Annotated in this window: 14 protein-coding genes; 9 read left to right on the forward strand and 5 right to left on the reverse strand. The window is 63.6% G+C overall.

Annotated elements, in window-relative coordinates:
• From Q8O80_RS03505 to flhB, 5 genes are all read left to right on the forward strand, one after another.
• Positions 1-304: flagellar basal body rod C-terminal domain-containing protein (locus Q8O80_RS03505; RefSeq protein WP_305576982.1), on the forward strand; the 304-nt coding region annotated here is incomplete at its 5' end.
• A 41-nt stretch (positions 305-345) separates the two neighbouring features.
• Entirely contained in the window at positions 346-654 is a 309-nt protein-coding gene (locus tag Q8O80_RS03510) for a flagellar hook-basal body complex protein FliE (RefSeq protein ID WP_305576984.1), read from the forward strand.
• Between the two features lie 50 nt (positions 655-704).
• The gene (gene fliQ, locus Q8O80_RS03515; protein ID WP_305576987.1) at positions 705-971 is read left to right on the forward strand and encodes a flagellar biosynthesis protein FliQ; all 267 of its coding nucleotides are present in this window, start codon (positions 705-707) and stop codon (positions 969-971) included.
• Between the two features lie 2 nt (positions 972-973).
• The gene (gene fliR, locus Q8O80_RS03520; protein WP_371136087.1) at positions 974-1,741 is read left to right on the forward strand and encodes a flagellar biosynthetic protein FliR; all 768 of its coding nucleotides are present in this window, start codon (positions 974-976) and stop codon (positions 1,739-1,741) included.
• 146 nt (positions 1,742-1,887) lie between these two features.
• Positions 1,888-2,970 (forward strand): flagellar biosynthesis protein FlhB, encoded by a 1,083-nt coding sequence (gene flhB / locus Q8O80_RS03525; RefSeq protein WP_305576989.1) that lies wholly within the window; start codon positions 1,888-1,890, stop codon positions 2,968-2,970.
• Between the two features lie 24 nt (positions 2,971-2,994).
• On the opposite strand, the gene Q8O80_RS03530 is transcribed toward flhB, so the two are convergent.
• A complete protein-coding gene (locus Q8O80_RS03530; RefSeq protein WP_305576991.1) occupies positions 2,995-3,420 on the reverse strand; it encodes a PACE efflux transporter in 426 nt (141 codons plus the stop codon).
• 321 nt (positions 3,421-3,741) lie between these two features.
• Here Q8O80_RS03530 and cckA point away from each other — a divergent pair, with 321 nt between their 5' ends.
• Positions 3,742-6,315 carry a cell cycle histidine kinase CckA gene (gene cckA / locus Q8O80_RS03535; RefSeq protein WP_305576993.1) on the forward strand — a complete coding sequence of 858 codons (2,574 nt, stop codon included), beginning with the start codon at positions 3,742-3,744 and terminating at the stop codon, positions 6,313-6,315.
• On the forward strand, positions 6,312-6,707 hold the full coding sequence (locus Q8O80_RS03540) for a DUF2237 family protein (protein WP_305576995.1): 396 nt from the start codon (positions 6,312-6,314) through the stop codon (positions 6,705-6,707). The genes cckA and Q8O80_RS03540 overlap by 4 nt, the downstream gene beginning before the upstream one ends.
• A 40-nt stretch (positions 6,708-6,747) precedes the next feature.
• On the opposite strand, the gene Q8O80_RS03545 is transcribed toward Q8O80_RS03540, so the two are convergent.
• Together Q8O80_RS03545 and araD1 are read right to left on the reverse strand one after the other, a co-directional pair.
• Positions 6,748-7,764: an aldo/keto reductase gene (locus tag Q8O80_RS03545; RefSeq protein WP_305576997.1), complete on the reverse strand. Its 1,017-nt coding sequence runs from the start codon at positions 7,762-7,764 to the stop codon at positions 6,748-6,750.
• A 59-nt stretch (positions 7,765-7,823) separates the two neighbouring features.
• A complete protein-coding gene (gene araD1 / locus Q8O80_RS03550; protein WP_371136088.1) occupies positions 7,824-8,819 on the reverse strand; it encodes an AraD1 family protein in 996 nt (331 codons plus the stop codon).
• 279 nt (positions 8,820-9,098) lie between these two features.
• Here araD1 and recA point away from each other — a divergent pair, with 279 nt between their 5' ends.
• On the forward strand, positions 9,099-10,172 hold the full coding sequence (recA, locus tag Q8O80_RS03555; RefSeq protein ID WP_305576999.1) for a recombinase RecA: 1,074 nt from the start codon (positions 9,099-9,101) through the stop codon (positions 10,170-10,172).
• A gap of 281 nt (positions 10,173-10,453) precedes the next feature.
• Complete coding sequence (gene alaS, locus Q8O80_RS03560; protein WP_305577001.1) at positions 10,454-13,102, forward strand: alanine--tRNA ligase; 2,649 nt, start codon at positions 10,454-10,456, stop codon at positions 13,100-13,102.
• Between the two features lie 68 nt (positions 13,103-13,170).
• Here the strand turns inward: alaS and Q8O80_RS03565 are convergent, their stop codons facing one another.
• Together Q8O80_RS03565 and Q8O80_RS03570 are read right to left on the reverse strand one after the other, a co-directional pair.
• The gene (locus tag Q8O80_RS03565; RefSeq protein ID WP_305577003.1) at positions 13,171-14,091 is read right to left on the reverse strand and encodes a DMT family transporter; all 921 of its coding nucleotides are present in this window, start codon (positions 14,089-14,091) and stop codon (positions 13,171-13,173) included.
• Between the two features lie 178 nt (positions 14,092-14,269).
• The coding region (locus Q8O80_RS03570) for an outer membrane protein transport protein (protein ID WP_305577005.1) at positions 14,270-15,193 on the reverse strand (924 nt) is incomplete at its 5' end.

Here is a 15,193-nt window from a genome sequence, read left to right on the forward strand (position 1 = left end):
GGGAGCCGGCGGCGAACCCTACCGGCGGCGAATCCCCACCTTCGTCAGCGAGCTCGACCGCGAGCTCGGCGTGCGCCTGGTGCGGCGGGGCGGGACGCGGCTCGACCAGAGCGATTTCGGCTCGCGCTACGAGCCGGGAAACCCCGCCGCCGACGCCAACGGCCATGTCGCGACGCCGAACGTCAATCCGCTGATCGAGACGATGGACATGCGCGAGGCGCAGCGCAGCTACGAAGCCAACCTCAACGTGGTCGAGGCGACGCGGCGCATGCTGGCGCGCACCCTCGACATATTGCGCGGGTAACGGTGCCCGCCTGCCCTTGACCAAACGATAGGACAAAAACGATGGCCATTGCATCCGCCGCCGCCGCCAATGCCTATGCGCTGACTTCGAGGATCGCCAATCCGGCGAAGCCGGCGCCAGCCGCGGCGGAAGCCGCGGGCTTCGACGATCTGCTCAAGCAGGCGGTGTCGGCGGTGGAGGATATGGGGAAAAAGACCGACGCCATCGGCCTTCAGGCGGCCGTCGGCAAGGCCGATATCGTCGACGTTGTGACCGCGGTCGCTGAGACCGAGCTGGCGCTGGAGACGCTCGTCTCGGTGCGCGACCGGATGATTTCCGCCTATGAAGAGATCATGCGGATGCCGATCTAGGGCTAGAATGGCGCCGGGGCGGCGATTCGGCTGCCCAGAACAGGACGATCATGACCGGCGCCGAAGTCCTCGATATCAGTAGTGATGGCATCTGGGTGCTGCTGATCGTCGCCTCGCCGATGATGCTGGTGGGGCTGGTGGTCGGCGTGATCATCGCGCTGTTCCAGGCGCTGACGCAGATCCAGGAACAGACACTGGTGTTTGTGCCCAAGATCATCGCCATTTTCCTGACCATGCTGCTGACCCTGCCATTCCTGGGCTCGACCATGGGCGGCTATATGAACCGTGTTGTCGACATGATCATCGTGGGCGGCTGAGGGTGACGATCGGGCTCGATTGGCTACCCAATACGGCCTTTGTCTATATTCTGCTGTTCACGCGCATTGGCGCCATCCTGATGCTGATGCCGGCCTTGGGCGAAGACATGATCCCGATGCGCATGCGGCTGAGCTTTGCGCTGGCCTTTACGCTGGTGGTCTATCCGCTGCTGTCGCCGAGCCTGCCGGTCCTGCCGGACGATGTGATGACCATTGCCGGCCTGATCTTTCACGAACTGGCCATCGGCATCATGCTGGGGGCGGTGGCGCGGCTCACGGTGATGGCGACCCAGTTGGCGGGCGCGGTGATTGCGTTTCAGGCCGGGCTCTCCAGCGCCATGACAGCCGACCCGACGCAGGTGGGGGTGCAGGGGGCGGTGTTCGGCAGTTTCCTCAGCTTTCTGGGCATGGTGCTGATCTTTGCCACCGATCTGCATCATATGGCGCTGGCCGCGACCTATGACAGTTACATCGCCTTTCCACTCGATGCCCCGATCATGTTCGAGGATGCCGCGCAACTGGCGCTGCGGACCGTCGCCAGCGCCTTCAGCATCGGTATCCAGATGTCGGCGCCCTTCATCGTGTTCGGCCTGGTGTTCAATCTGGGGGCGGGCATTCTGGCGCGACTGATGCCGGCCATGCAGGTGTATTTCGTGCTGATGCCGGCCAATATCATGGTGGGCCTGCTGCTGTTCGGACTGCTGCTGACGATGATGATGGGCTGGTATCTGGCCGGGTTCGAGAACCATCTCGCAATGTGGCGAGGCTAGAGGATGCCTCACCATCCACGTGCGAACGGCCTGCGAGCAGCAATTGGCTGCGCTTTTGGTGCTCACGTACATCAATGTACGCTGCGCGCCGGTTCTCGCCAACCGCTGCTCTCGACGCGCCCTGACGTGGATAGCGAGGCATACTGATGTCAGACGAAGCCCCCGAACAATCCTCCAAAACCGAAGACCCCTCGCAAAAGAAGCTCGAGGACGCCCACGCCAAGGGTGATGTCGCCAAGAGCCAGGAAGTGGTGACCTGGTTCATGCTGCTGGGGTCGGCGGGGATATTCGCGCTGATGGCGCCGGGCGCGGCCCAGGGCCTGATGGGCTCGCTCGAACTGGTGATGATGAATGCGGACCGCATCTCGCTCGATGGCGGGGGCTTTGGCGCCTTTTTCAACAATCTGGCGCTGGCGCTGCTGGGCACGGTGGCAATTCCGCTGGTGGTGTTGTCGTTTGCCGCCGTGATTGCCAATCTGATCCAGCATCGCCCGCTGATGTCGGCGGAATCGCTGAAGCCCAAACTGTCCAAGATCTCGCCCAAGGCCGGGGCCAAGCGGCTGTTTTCCAGCGAGTCGCTGGTCAATTTCGTCAAGGGATTGCTCAAGATCGGGGTGGTGGGGACGGTGGTGGTGGCCACGGTTTGGCCCGAGCGGGACCGGCTCGACACCATGATGACGGCGGACCCCCGGGTCATCCTGCTTGAATTCCAGGAAATCGGGATCAAGATTTTCATGGCGACGCTGGCGGTGGTGACGCTGATCGCCTTTGCCGACTACCTCTATGTCCGCCAGAAATGGTGGAAGAAGCAGATGATGACGCTGCAGGAGACCAAGGACGAATACAAGCAGATGGAGGGCGACCCCAAGGTGAAGGGCCGCATCCGGCAGTTGCGCCAGGACAAGGCGCGCCAGCGCATGATGGCGGCAGTGCCCGATGCCACCGTGGTGATCACCAACCCGACCCACTTTGCCGTGGCCCTGAAATATGACCGGGCGATGGGCGCCCCGCAATGCGTCGCCAAGGGCGCCGATGCGGTGGCCCTGCGAATCCGCGAACTGGCCAAGAAGCACGACGTGCCGATTGTCGAGAACCCGCCGCTGGCCCGGGCGCTGTTCGCCAGCATGGAAATCAATGACACCATTCCGAACGAACACTTCAAGGCGGTGGCCGAGGTGATCGGGTTCGTGATGCGGCTCAAGCAGGGCGCGGGCTGGAAATCACGCTAGCGGCGACCGGCAGCGCTGCCCCGATCAGGCCGGGTTCGGCGCGGGGATGGGATAGACCCGATCATAGGCCAGGTTGAAGACGAAGGCGTAGACCATGTAGAACAGGGCAAACGCGATATCCATGACCAGGGCCTGCCACAGGGTGATGCCCAGATACCAGGCAATCAGCGGCAGCAGGGCGAGCAGCAGGCCGAGTTCGAACAGGATGGCATGCAGGACACGCAGGGGCAGGGTCTTGAGCGTGGTGCCGCGCCAGCGCTGCATCAGCCGATCGAAGCCATAATTGTAGATGTAGTTCCAGAGCATGGCGAGCGTGGCGCCACCAACGCCGATGACGCCGATATCCTGCAGGGGCATGGCAAAGGCCAGCGCGCCCAGAGGCGTGACGAGGAGCAGGCCGAAGATTTCAAAGAGGACGGTGTGGCGAATACGGTCGCGTGCGGTGCGCATGGAAAACCCTTAGAACAATGCCGGGTCGTCCCGAAATCAAGCTGGATGGAAGGGGAGGTCGTCCTCGCCGCCTGACATAGCGAGCCGGGCGGGAAAATCAAGTGGCGCCGGGTTTGTTGCGGACGGGCCGAGGCCCCGGCAAAATGGCCCGGCGGGGGCGTGCAGACGCTGGCGCCGGCAGGATTTGCCCCCTAATGTGGGTTTGGCCGCGTGCGCGGTGTTGAAAACGCCGTTCTGTCTCCCGTTGCAGGGGGGCATTTGCTAGACCTTGGTGCGGCGCCTGATTCGGCCCGATTCACTGGCTACGGAGCAGATTGACCCATGGCATCGACGCCGCTCGGCGAGGACTCTTATCCTGATCCGCTGATCGTCAGTGGCCGCAGCGGTGCGGGCGTGTGGCGCGTCGTGTTGCTGGGGCTGTTTCTGGTGGGGATCGCGCTCGGCCTGGCGCTGTTCAGCGACTATATCTCGCCCGACCTGATCATGACCTTTATCGGCGTTCTGGCGGTGATTGGCGTGTTCTGCCTGTTCGGCCTGGCTGCCGGCCTGTTCCGGTTTGCCAATGGCGAGGAACGGCGGACGATTTCCAATGCGGTGGTCGACAGCCTGCCGTTCGGGGCGGTGGTGGCGGATCGCGACGGCAAGATTTCCTATGTGAACGCCCATTATGGCAGTTTCAGCGGGGCGCTGACCAATGGCGTTCCGGTGGGTGTGCCCCGGCTGTTCGCCGGGCAGTCCGACGCCAGCGAAGCCATTTACCGCCTGTCGCGGGCGGCCAAGGACGGGCGTGCCGCCGTCGAGGATATCCGCATTATTGGCGGGCTGGGCGGCTCGCAGGCTCATAGCAACAAGGCCTTTTGGTATCGTGTCGGGGTGCGGCCCCTGCCGGAATCCGACGAGGCAACCAAGCCGCTGGTAACCTGGTCGGTGGAAGACATTACCCGCGACCGGGACAATAATGAGAGTGCGTTCCGCGATCTGCAGCGGGCGATCGACTATCTGGATCATTCGCCGGCAGGCTTCTTCTCGGCCGATGCCCAGGGGCGCATTCAGTATCTGAACTCAACGCTGAGCGACTGGCTGGGCTACGATCTGGCCGAGTTCAATTCGGGCCATCTGGGCATGTCCGACATCGTGCGCGGCGATGGCTCGACCTTGCTGATGCGCGGGCGCGGCGATGGCGAAATCCGCACCGAAATCATCGATATCGATCTGGTGCGGCGCAATGGCACCAGCCTGCCGGTGCGGTTGCTGCACCGGGCGGCACGGCTGGCCGATGGCGAGCTGGGCGAGACGCGCACGCTGGTGCTCGACAAGTCCAACGCGCCGGACAATGAAGAAGAATTGCGGGCGGCGGAGGTGCGGTTCTCGCGCTTTTTCAACGATACCCCGTTTGCCATTGCCACGCTGGATGCCGAAGGCCGGATCATCCGCACCAATGCGCCGTTCGGGCGGATTTTCCACTGGGCGGGCGAAGAAAAAAGCATCGAGATGGAGCCGCTGAGCGGGCTGATCGGGGAAGGCAGCAGGGAGCGGTTCGCCAAGGCCGTCAGCGACGCGCTGGCCCATATGTCCGAGATCGAACCGGTCGACGCGCTGCTCAGCGTCGAGGGCGACCACGCGGTGCGGCTGTATCTGTCGGCCTCGGAGATGAGCGCAGGCTCGCCCGAGCAGATCAATGTCTATGCGCTGGACATGACCGACCAGCGCAAGCTGGAAGCCCAGTTTGCGCAGAGCCAGAAAATGCAGGCCGTGGGCCAGCTGGCAGGCGGGGTGGCGCATGACTTCAACAATCTGCTGACGGCCATTATCGGCTTTTCCGACCTGCTGCTGCTCAAGCACAAGCCGGGCGATCCCTCGTTCAGCGAGCTGATGCAGATCAAGCAGAATGCCAATCGCGCCGCCGGCCTGACCCGGCAATTGCTGGCGTTTTCGCGCCGGCAGACGCTGCGGCCGCAGGTGCTGGAACTGCCGCTGATCGTCGATGACCTGACTGTGCTGCTCAAGCGCATGATCGGCGAGAAGAACACGCTGAGTGTCGAGCATGGCCGCAATATCTGGCCGGTGCGCGCCGATGTGGTGCAGCTTGAACAGGTGATCATCAATTTGGTGGTCAATGCACGCGATGCGATGCCCAATGGCGGATCGATCACGCTGCGCACCTCCAATGTGGCGCGGGCCGCAGTCGAGACGATGAATTTTGAAGGCATGGTGCCAGCCGATTACGTGCTGATCGATGTGCAGGACACCGGCACCGGCATGAGCCCGGAGGTGATCGCCAAGATCTTCGAGCCGTTCTTTACCACCAAGGAACTGGGCAAGGGCACCGGGCTGGGACTGTCGACGGTGTATGGCATCGTCAAGCAGACCGAGGGTTATATCTATCCGGTGTCGGTGGTGGGGATCGGCACGACATTCAAGATCTTCCTGCCGCGCTATGTCGCCAGTGCCAGTGAAGTGGCCGCCAAGGTGGCCGCGGCGACGGCGCCGGTGCGCGACCTGACCGGGCATGAACGAATCCTGCTGGTCGAGGACGAGGAAAGCGTGCGGGCCTTCTCGGCCCAGGCGCTGCGCGCCACGGGCTATGAGGTGTTTGAGGCCGATGGCGGCGAAGAGGCCATGGAAGTGCTCGAAGACATCGATTTCAAGATCGATCTGATGATCTCGGACGTGGTGATGCCCGAAATGGACGGCCCGAGCCTGCTCAAGGAGGTGCGCAAGACCATGCCGAACCTCAAGGTGATCTTTGTCTCGGGCTATGCCGAGGAAAGCGTGCGCCGCGACATCGAGGATGACCAGAGCGTGGAATTCCTGCCCAAACCCTATTCGCTCGACCAGATCAATTCCAAGGTCAAGGAAGTGCTGCAGAAGCTGGGTAAGGACGAGGTGCATTGAACGAGCAGGGGCGGTTTCCCGGGCCCGGCGAGATCAACGTGCTGGGCGAGGCGCTGCAGCCGTGTTCGCACGATCCGCTGACCGGCTTCTATCGCACCGGCTTCTGTGCGGCCGGCCCTGACCATGCGGCGGTGCATCTGGTGTGCATCGAGGCAAGCGCAGAATTTCTGGTGTATTCCAAGGCGGCGGGCAATGATCTGAGCACGCCGATGCCGCAATTCGGCTTTGCGGGGCTGGTGCCGGGGGATCGCTGGTGCCTGGTGGCCGGGCGCTGGGTGCAGGCGCATCAGGCCGGCATGGCGCCGCGGGTGTATTTGCGGGCCACCAACAGGGAAGTGCTGGGGCTGGTACCGCTGGCGACGCTCAAAGGTTATGCGCTCGATCTGAACTGAGGTGGCGCGGGCATTGGCGCCCGCACAGGGCCAAATGCAATCAGGCCGTGCCGCCGGGGATGGGCGTGCCGGGCGCCAGCAGGCCCCTGGCGGCGAGGCTGGTCCAGAGCTCGACCGGAATGTCGATATTCCACCAGTCGAGAATGCCATCGAGTTCGGCCGGGGAGCGCGGGCCGGGCAGGACGTTGCAGACCACGGGATGGGTGAGCGGGAACTGCAGGGCCGCAGCGGGCAGCGGCACATCGAACTGCCGGCACACCGCCTCGATCGCCTTGACGCGGGCGACAATGTCCTCGGGGGCCCTGGCATAGTTGAAGGTGGTGCCGCCCACCAGAATGCCGGAGTTGAACGGGCCCCCGACGACGACGGATGAACCGCGCGCGGCGGCCGTGGTCATGAACGGCGCCAAGGCGGTCTGTTCGAGCAGGGTATAGCGGCCAGCCAGCAGGAAAACGTCCCAGTCGCCCAGGGCCATGGCATCCATCAGCACCTGCCACTCATTGACGCCCAGGCCGATGGCACCGATCACGCCGCTGTCGCGCAATTCGCGCAGGGCGCGATAACCGCCGCTGGCCAATTGCGCCCATAGCGGCTTGTTGGCCTCCACGCCATGGGTGGCAGCGCCGATATCGTGGACATAGAGAATGTCGACGCGGTGGACGCCGAGCCGCTGCAGGCTGTCCTCGAACGAGCGCATGACGCCGTCATAGGAATAGTCATAGACCTGATCGAAGGGCAGGGGATCGACCCAGGCGCCCTTGTCCTGGCTGTCCGGGCTGACCGGCCTGAGCAGGCGGCCGACCTTGGTGGAGAGCACGGCAGCTTCGCGACGGGTTCGCATGACGTCGCCGACCAGATGCTCGGAGCGGCCCAGACCATATTGCGGCGCGGTATCGACATAGGTCAGGCCGGCATCAAGCGCATGAGAGACGGTGGCGCGGGCCTGATCGGCCGGGACGGCCGAGAAGATGCCGGCGAGGCTGGCGCAGCCCAGGCCCAGCGTGGAGATTTCCAGATCGGTCTGGCCAATCCGGCGTTTTTCAAATGTGCGAGCCATGCTGTTTCCCGACGCGTTCAAGCGCCGGGAAACTGACATGTTAGTTGCCGGACAGCAAGTTAATAGACGTTGCCGACAATCAGGGGGTGCTCGGCCTGGACCCGGACGGGATTGCGCAGGGCGGCGCCGAACTGGCTGGCTTCCAGCTCGAACACGTCATCGGGCTGGGTCGAGATGCCGTCGGCAAAGCTCAGCGTGGCGGTGCCAAAGCAATGCACATGCACATCGCCGGGATTGCGGAACAACTCATACTTGAAGTGGTGGTATTCGAGATTGGCGATGGTGTGGCTCATATTGTCCTCACCCGACACGAAGGGCTTTTCCCACAGCACCTTGCCGTCGCGCCAGATGCGGGACATGCCCTCGACATGGTGCGGCAGATCGCCCAGGCGCAGTTCGGGGCCAAAGGAGCAGGCGCGCAGCTTGGAATGGGCCAGATAGAGGTAATTGATGCGCTCGGTGACGTGATCGGAAAATTCATTGGCCAGAGCAAAGCCGAGACGGCGCGGCTGGCCATTCTGGTCGATGACATAGATGCCGGCGATTTCGGGCTCTTCGCCAGCGTCGAGGGCAAAGCCGGGAGACGGCAGGGGATGGCCGGGGCGCACCACCGAATAGCCATTGCCCTTGTAGAACCATTCGGGCTGCACGCCCTTTTCGCCGGCGCTTGGCTTGCCGTGTTCCAGGCCCATCTGGAACATCTTCATGGAATCGGTGAGCTCGCCTGCCGGCTTGGCGCCACTGGCCTTGTGCATGGCGTCGCGCGTGGCGGCAGATCCGAGATGGGTCAGGCCGGTGCCGGTGACGTAGAGATGGGCCGGATCGGGGTGATCAATCGGCGACAGCATGCGGCCCTCGGCCAGAATGGCGGCGCGATCAACGGTGTCGCCCAGGCCCTTGGCCTCAATCAGCGCGGCCAGGCCGCCATGGCTGGAGAGAGCGGCAATGGTCAGGTCATAGACGCTGGCGGTGTCGTTGACGATGCGGGCAGTACCGTCCACCACGGCAGCGACGGCGCGATCGCCATCGAGATCGAGAAACTGAATGAGATTCACGGCGCGGCTCCTGCGCTGAAGGCCCGGACGGGCAGAATTGCGGGGCATAAAACGCAACATGGCCCGATGACGCAAGCCCAAAAATCATACTTATAGGGACGCGGTGTGCGGCGCTGCCGATTCTGTCCGTACCGGAGCACGCCGCTGCGCGATGTTCTCATTTTGTCCCTTGACTGATATAGAACAATATGAGAACAAATAAAGCACATTGTATGCACCCCCAGCCCAGCGGCCAGCGCGTTGCGCAGCCTGACAGAGCGTGGAATAAGGAGAGAATTGATGGCTAACGCGTCGCTTCGTGTTGTTGAAGGTGGATCGATGGATAAGGACAAGGCACTTGCCGCGGCGCTCAGCCAGATTGAGCGCAATTTTGGCAAGGGCTCGATCATGCGCCTGGGCGAGGCGGCGGCGATTGAAGTCGAGTCGATCTCGACCGGATCGCTCGGGCTCGACATCGCGCTGGGCATTGGCGGCCTGCCCAAGGGCCGCATTGTTGAAATTTTCGGGCCGGAAAGCTCGGGCAAGACCACGCTGGCGCTGCATGTGATTGCCGAGGCCCAGAAGGCCGGCGGCATCTGCGCCTTCGTCGATGCCGAGCATGCGCTCGACCCGATCTATGCCCGCAAGCTGGGCGTCAATGTCGATGATCTGCTGATCTCGCAGCCCGATGCGGGCGAGCAGGCGCTGGAAATCACCGATACGCTGGTGCGAAGCGGCGCCATTGACGTGCTGGTGATCGATTCGGTTGCCGCCCTGACGCCGCGGGCCGAGCTGGAAGGCGAAATGGGCGATTCGCTGCCCGGCCTGCAGGCCCGGCTGATGAGCCAGGCGATGCGCAAATTGACGGGGTCGATCTCCAAGTCGAAATGCCTGGTGATCTTCATCAACCAGATCCGCATGAAAATCGGCGTGATGTATGGCTCGCCGGAAACCACCACGGGCGGCAATGCGCTGAAGTTCTACGCCTCGGTTCGCCTGGATATTCGCCGCATCGGCGCGCTCAAGGACCGCGAGGAGATCGTGGGCAATCAGACCCGCGTCAAGGTGGTCAAGAACAAGCTGGCGCCGCCGTTCCGGCAGGTTGAATTCGACATCATGTATGGCGAAGGGATTTCCAAGACCGGCGAATTGCTCGACCTGGGCGTCAAGGCCGGGATCGTGGAAAAGGCCGGCGCCTGGTTCTCCTGGGACAGCCAGCGCCTGGGGCAGGGCCGCGAGAATGCGCGCCAGTTCCTCAAGGACAACCCGGCTGCGGCCAATGCCATCGAGCAGGGTGTGCGCGAAAGCTCGGGCCTGCTGGGCGAAGTGTTGCTGGTCGCCGGTGGCGGCGACGACACGGCAAGCGACGACTGACAGCAAGACCGACAGTCATTCTTCCCATGCAGGGTGTTTTTGGGCAGCGCGCGAGCGCTGCCCTTTTTGCTGGCGCGGGGCGCTCTGCGGGCCGGTGAGGGCGCTCGCGGCGGGGCGAATGGGCCGTGGCTGATCGCTGGGAGGCAGGCGGGCCGTGCGGGTGCTGCAGATGCGGGGTCGCAATGCCGCCGCAATGCTGGACATTTCAGCAGGCCGCGCGATAGAAAGCCAGCCGACCTCTGCGGTGCGCGAGCGCCATTTCTTGGAATGAAAGTCCTCTCATGACCAGCGTTAACGACCTGCGTTCGAGCTTCACCCAGTATTTTGTGCGCAATGGTCATGAGGCCGTGGCCTCCAGCCCGCTGGTGCCGCGCAATGATCCGACGCTGATGTTCACCAATGCGGGCATGGTGCAATTCAAGAACACCTTTACGGGCGTCGAAAAGCGGCCCTATTCGCGCGCCGTCTCGGCGCAGAAATGCGTGCGCGCCGGCGGCAAGCACAATGACCTCGACAATGTGGGCTTTACCGCCCGCCACCACACCTTCTTCGAGATGCTGGGCAATTTCTCGTTCGGCGACTATTTCAAGGCCGAAGCGATCGAGCTGGCCTGGAACCTGCTCACCAAGGAATGGGATCTGCCCAAGCAGAAGCTGATGGTCACCATCTATCAGGATGATGACGAGGCGATGGAGCTGTGGAAAAAGATCGCTGGCCTGGGCGAAGACCGGATCGTGCGGCTCGGGGCCAAGTCGAATTTCTGGCAGATGGGCGATACCGGGCCGTGCGGTCCATGCTCGGAAATCTTCTATGACCATGGTGACAAGGTGTGGGGTGGCCCACCCGGTTCGCCCGACGAGGATGGCGACCGCTGGATCGAGATCTGGAACCGGGTGTTCATGCAGTATGAGCAGCAGGCCGATGGCAGTCGTGACAGCCTGCCGCGCCCCTCGATCGATACCGGCATGGGCATTGAGCGCGTCGCGGCAGTAATGCAGGGCGTGCATGACAATTACGATATCGACCTGTTCAAGGCGCTGATTGGCGCCGCCGCCTCGGCAACGGGCGTGGACATGGCGGGCCCGGGCAATCGCAGTCTGCGGGTGATCGCCGACCATCTCCGCTCGATGAGTTTCCTGATTGCCGAGGGCGTGCTGCCCTCCAATGAAGGCCGTGGCTATGTGCTGCGCCGCATCATGCGCCGCGCCATGCGGCACGCGACGCTGCTTGGCGCCGAAGAGCCGGTGATCTTCAAGCTGGTGCCGACACTGGTGCGGGAAATGGGCCAGGCCTATCCCGAGCTGCGCAGCGGCGAAGCGATGATCGCCGAGACGGTCAAGCTGGAGGAGGGACGCTTCCTCAAGACGCTGGGCCGCGGGCTGCAGATCCTGGCCGACGAGACCAAAGAGATGGGCGAAGGCGCCGTGCTGGATGGCAGTTCGGCCTTCAAGCTCTACGACACCTATGGCTTTCCGCTCGATCTGACGCAGGATGCCCTGCGCTCGCGCGGCATCACCGTGGATCAGCCGGGTTTTGATGCGGCCATGGCCGCGCAGAAGGCCGAGGCGCGCAAGAGCTGGTCGGGCGCCGGTGGCGCGGCCACCGACACGGTCTGGTTCGGACTGGCCGACAGGCTCGGCCCGACCGAATTTCTGGGCTATGAAACCGAAAGTGCCGAAGCTGAAATCAAGGCGCTGATCAAGGACGGCGCCGAAGTGGCGAGCCTCGGCGCCGGCGAAACCGGCTTTGTCGTGGTCAACCAGACCCCGTTCTATGGCGAGAGCGGTGGCCAGGTCGGCGATAGCGGCGCGCTGCATGGCGACGGGCTGACGGCGCGGGTGGACGATACGCAGAAGTTCCACGGCGTGTTTGCGCACAAGGTGACGGTGGGCGAGGGCACGCTGAAGCTGGGCCAGCCGGTGACGCTGGTGGTTGACCATGACCGCCGTTCGGCGATCCGCTCGAACCATTCGGCCACCCATTTGCTGCATGAAGCGCTGCGCATCGTGCTGGGTGATCATGTGGCGCAAAAGGGCTCGATGGTCTCGCCCGACCGGCTGCGCTTTGACTTTGTGCATACCAAGCCGGTGAGCGAGCAGGAGATGGCGCAGGTCGAAGATATCGCCAATGCCATCGTGCTGCAGAACACTCCGGTCGAGACCCGCCTGATGGGCGTGGACGAGGCCAAGGAATCGGGCGCGCGGGCGCTGTTCGGCGAAAAATATGGCGACGAAGTGCGCGTGGTGGCGATGGGCGAGCCGACAGGCAATGGCCTGGGCTGGTCGGTGGAGCTGTGCGGGGGCACCCATGTGCGGCGCACTGGTGACATTGGCCTGGTCTCGATCGTGGCGGAAAGCGCCGTGGGCGCCGGTGTGCGCCGCATCGAGGCGCTCACCGGCACGGCGGCGCGCCATCGCGGCAATACCAATGTGGCGATCGTCAATGCCGCGGCGGGCCTGCTGCGCGCCGGCAGCCATGAGGTGCTTGACCGCATCGCGGCGCTGCAGGAAAACTTCAAGAAGATCGAGCGTGAACTGACCGACGCCCGCAAGAAGCTGGCTCTGGGCGGCGGCGGCGCCGCCGGATCGGCTGCCACGGCAGACGAGACCGTCAATGGCGTCATCTATGTCGGCCGCACCGTCGAAGGCCTCGCGGCCAGGGATGTGAAGGGCCTGGTCGATTCCGAAAAGCAGCGCATCGGCTCGGGTGTCGTCACCGTCGTGCTCAAGGGCGATGATGGCAAGGGCACGGTAGCCGTAGGCGTAACGCAGGATCTGACCGGGCGCTACGCCGCCGGCGATCTGATCAAGCTGGCGACAGTGGCGCTTGGCGGGCAGGGCGGGGGTGGCCGTCCCGACATGGCCCAAGGCGGCGGACCGGACGGGTCCAAGGCGGACGAAGCCATTGCGGCGGTCCGCGCCGCACTCTAGAGCCGACGAACTGGACATCCCCGCGAAAGCGGGGATTTTCGTTTCAAGGGCCCGGCGGGCATAAAGGCCTAGACCTCGGGGCCCTGCACTTCGGTAATATTGGTCACCGGGCCGGTGCGCAGGGCGCGGTATTCGGCGAAGCGGCCGGCAATGCGGGTGCGGGCGCCGTCGATGAACACATTGACCAGGCCGGAGAGCACGACAATGGCGAGGCCGATATAGGCCAGCAGGTCGGGGTACTCGACATAGAAAATGGCACCCAGGGCAATGGCCCAGACAATCTGCACATATTGGATGGGCGCGACCTGGCTGGCGGGCGCATTGCGGGTGGCGGCGATGATCAGCAAGTGGCCAATGCCGATGAAGCTGCCACTGATAGCGAGCAGGGCAAACTGGGTTGGGGTCGGCATAAGGAAAGTTGGCGCCATCAGCACGGCGTTGACGGTCACGACATAGAGGGCGGGGATGGCGATGAGGCTGACGCGCTTTTCCTTGCTGGCGATGATGCGCAAAATGGTGGTGGTGGCGGCGCCGAAGAAGGCGCAGCTCAGCGCTGCGAGATGACCCAGTTCGAGGGTGCGGAAGCCGGGACGGACCACCAGCATGACACCGACAAAACCCAGGGCCAGCATGGCCCAGCGCGTGAGGTCGACGCGCTCCTTGAGCACCAGCACCGACAGGATGGTGATGAACAGGGGCATCATGAAGACCAGTGAATAGGTCTCGGCGAATTGGATGTTGACGAAGGCGTAGGTGACGAGGGTGGCCGAAGCCACGCCGGTGAAGGCGCGCAGATGCACGAGGCGCGGGTGGACCAGCTGGAAGCTGTGGCGCCAGCGCTCACCCCTGGGTTTGACGAACAGCGCCGGCAGCAGCGAGAAAACGGCGATGAAAAAGCCGATCTCAAAGATCGACAGGCTCTGTCCGAAGCCCTTGATGATGGCATCGCCGCAGGAATAGACCGAATAGGCGACGACCGCATAAATCACGCCGACCTGCATGTGACACCCAAACTGACGCTGTAGGAATGTCGCTACGGTATCGGGCCGGCGCATGGGTGTCGATGGCGATAATGCCGATCAGGCAGCGTGACCAGCAAGAATGAAATGGGCCGCCCGGTGGATTTCCGGGCGGCCCAATGGCCGGCAATTGACCCTGGTCTGGATGCTAGAAGGAGCCTTTGAGCCCGCCACTGACGGCGAAGACATAACCGGTATCCCAGCGCTCGCCCCGGGCATTGGAGCCGGCGCCCAGCGTGCTGGCGGAAACGCCGCCGGTAAGCTGGACACTGGGCGAGAAACTGTAGCTGCCACCCAGGGCAATGCCATAGCGGTCGGTCTGGGTCCCTGAGATCAACACACCGCCAGCGCCGGGTGTTGAGGTGCCCCGATCCCAGCTCAAGGTGCCGACGACGCTGAGCTGCTCGTTGACAGCATGGCCGATGCCGGCGGTGACGGTCCAGCCGTCACGGTAGTCAAAGGCCGAGCCCCGCGGCCCGTTAATGGTGTTGACGGTGAGGCGCTGCAGGACGGACCAGTCCATCCATTTCACCGACCCCAGGGCCAGCCAGCCGGGGGCAATGCCGGTCTGGCCGCGTATTTCAAAGGATTGCGGCGTGGTAGCGTCGGCTGATGCTGCGCCACCGTAGGCGGTGCCATTGAGGGTGTAGTGGACGGGCGCATTGTAGATGGCGCTGACGCGCAGGGCGTATTCAGGAATCTCATAGGCGAGGCCTGCGCGCCAGCCGGTTGACCAGCCATTGATGGAAACGGGGGTGCTCGTGGTGGTCCCGGTGGGAAGGGCCGCCTGGTAGTCAAGGTTCTGGGCGGACACGCCACCAATGACACTGATAACGCCGGGACCGGCCTGAAACCCTACGGCACAGGTAAGGCCAGTATCGGTTGAGCGAATGGATTCGCTGACGGCCTGGGTTGTCGTTGCGGCATAGAAATTGGTGCGCTTGGTGTCCGAGCCGAAGGGATTCTGCACGGTGACAAGGCAACTGGCCATGTCGAGAATGTCGGCCTTGAAGCCGGTATTGTAGTGCACGCGGGCTGGGGTGGTGGATACCGTGCCCGCTACGCCCGGACG

Source organism: Devosia sp., from assembly GCF_030689745.1.
Classification (GTDB): Bacteria; Pseudomonadota; Alphaproteobacteria; order Rhizobiales; family Devosiaceae; genus Devosia; species Devosia alba.

What these genes read in the sequence shown, in the direction of transcription:
- alaS (WP_305577001.1), top strand. Translation starts at nt 10,454, where the DNA reads ATGACCAGCGTTAACGACCTGCGTTCGAGCTTCACCCAGTATTTTGTG.
- recA (WP_305576999.1), top strand. Translation starts at nt 9,099, where the DNA reads ATGGCTAACGCGTCGCTTCGTGTTGTTGAAGGTGGATCGATGGATAAG.
- Q8O80_RS03530 (WP_305576991.1), bottom strand. Translation starts at nt 3,420, where the DNA reads ATGCGCACCGCACGCGACCGTATTCGCCACACCGTCCTCTTTGAAATC.
- flhB (WP_305576989.1), top strand. Translation starts at nt 1,888, where the DNA reads ATGTCAGACGAAGCCCCCGAACAATCCTCCAAAACCGAAGACCCCTCG.
- Q8O80_RS03510 (WP_305576984.1), top strand. Translation starts at nt 346, where the DNA reads ATGGCCATTGCATCCGCCGCCGCCGCCAATGCCTATGCGCTGACTTCG.
- fliQ (WP_305576987.1), top strand. Translation starts at nt 705, where the DNA reads ATGACCGGCGCCGAAGTCCTCGATATCAGTAGTGATGGCATCTGGGTG.
- Q8O80_RS03545 (WP_305576997.1), bottom strand. Translation starts at nt 7,764, where the DNA reads ATGGCTCGCACATTTGAAAAACGCCGGATTGGCCAGACCGATCTGGAA.
- cckA (WP_305576993.1), top strand. Translation starts at nt 3,742, where the DNA reads ATGGCATCGACGCCGCTCGGCGAGGACTCTTATCCTGATCCGCTGATC.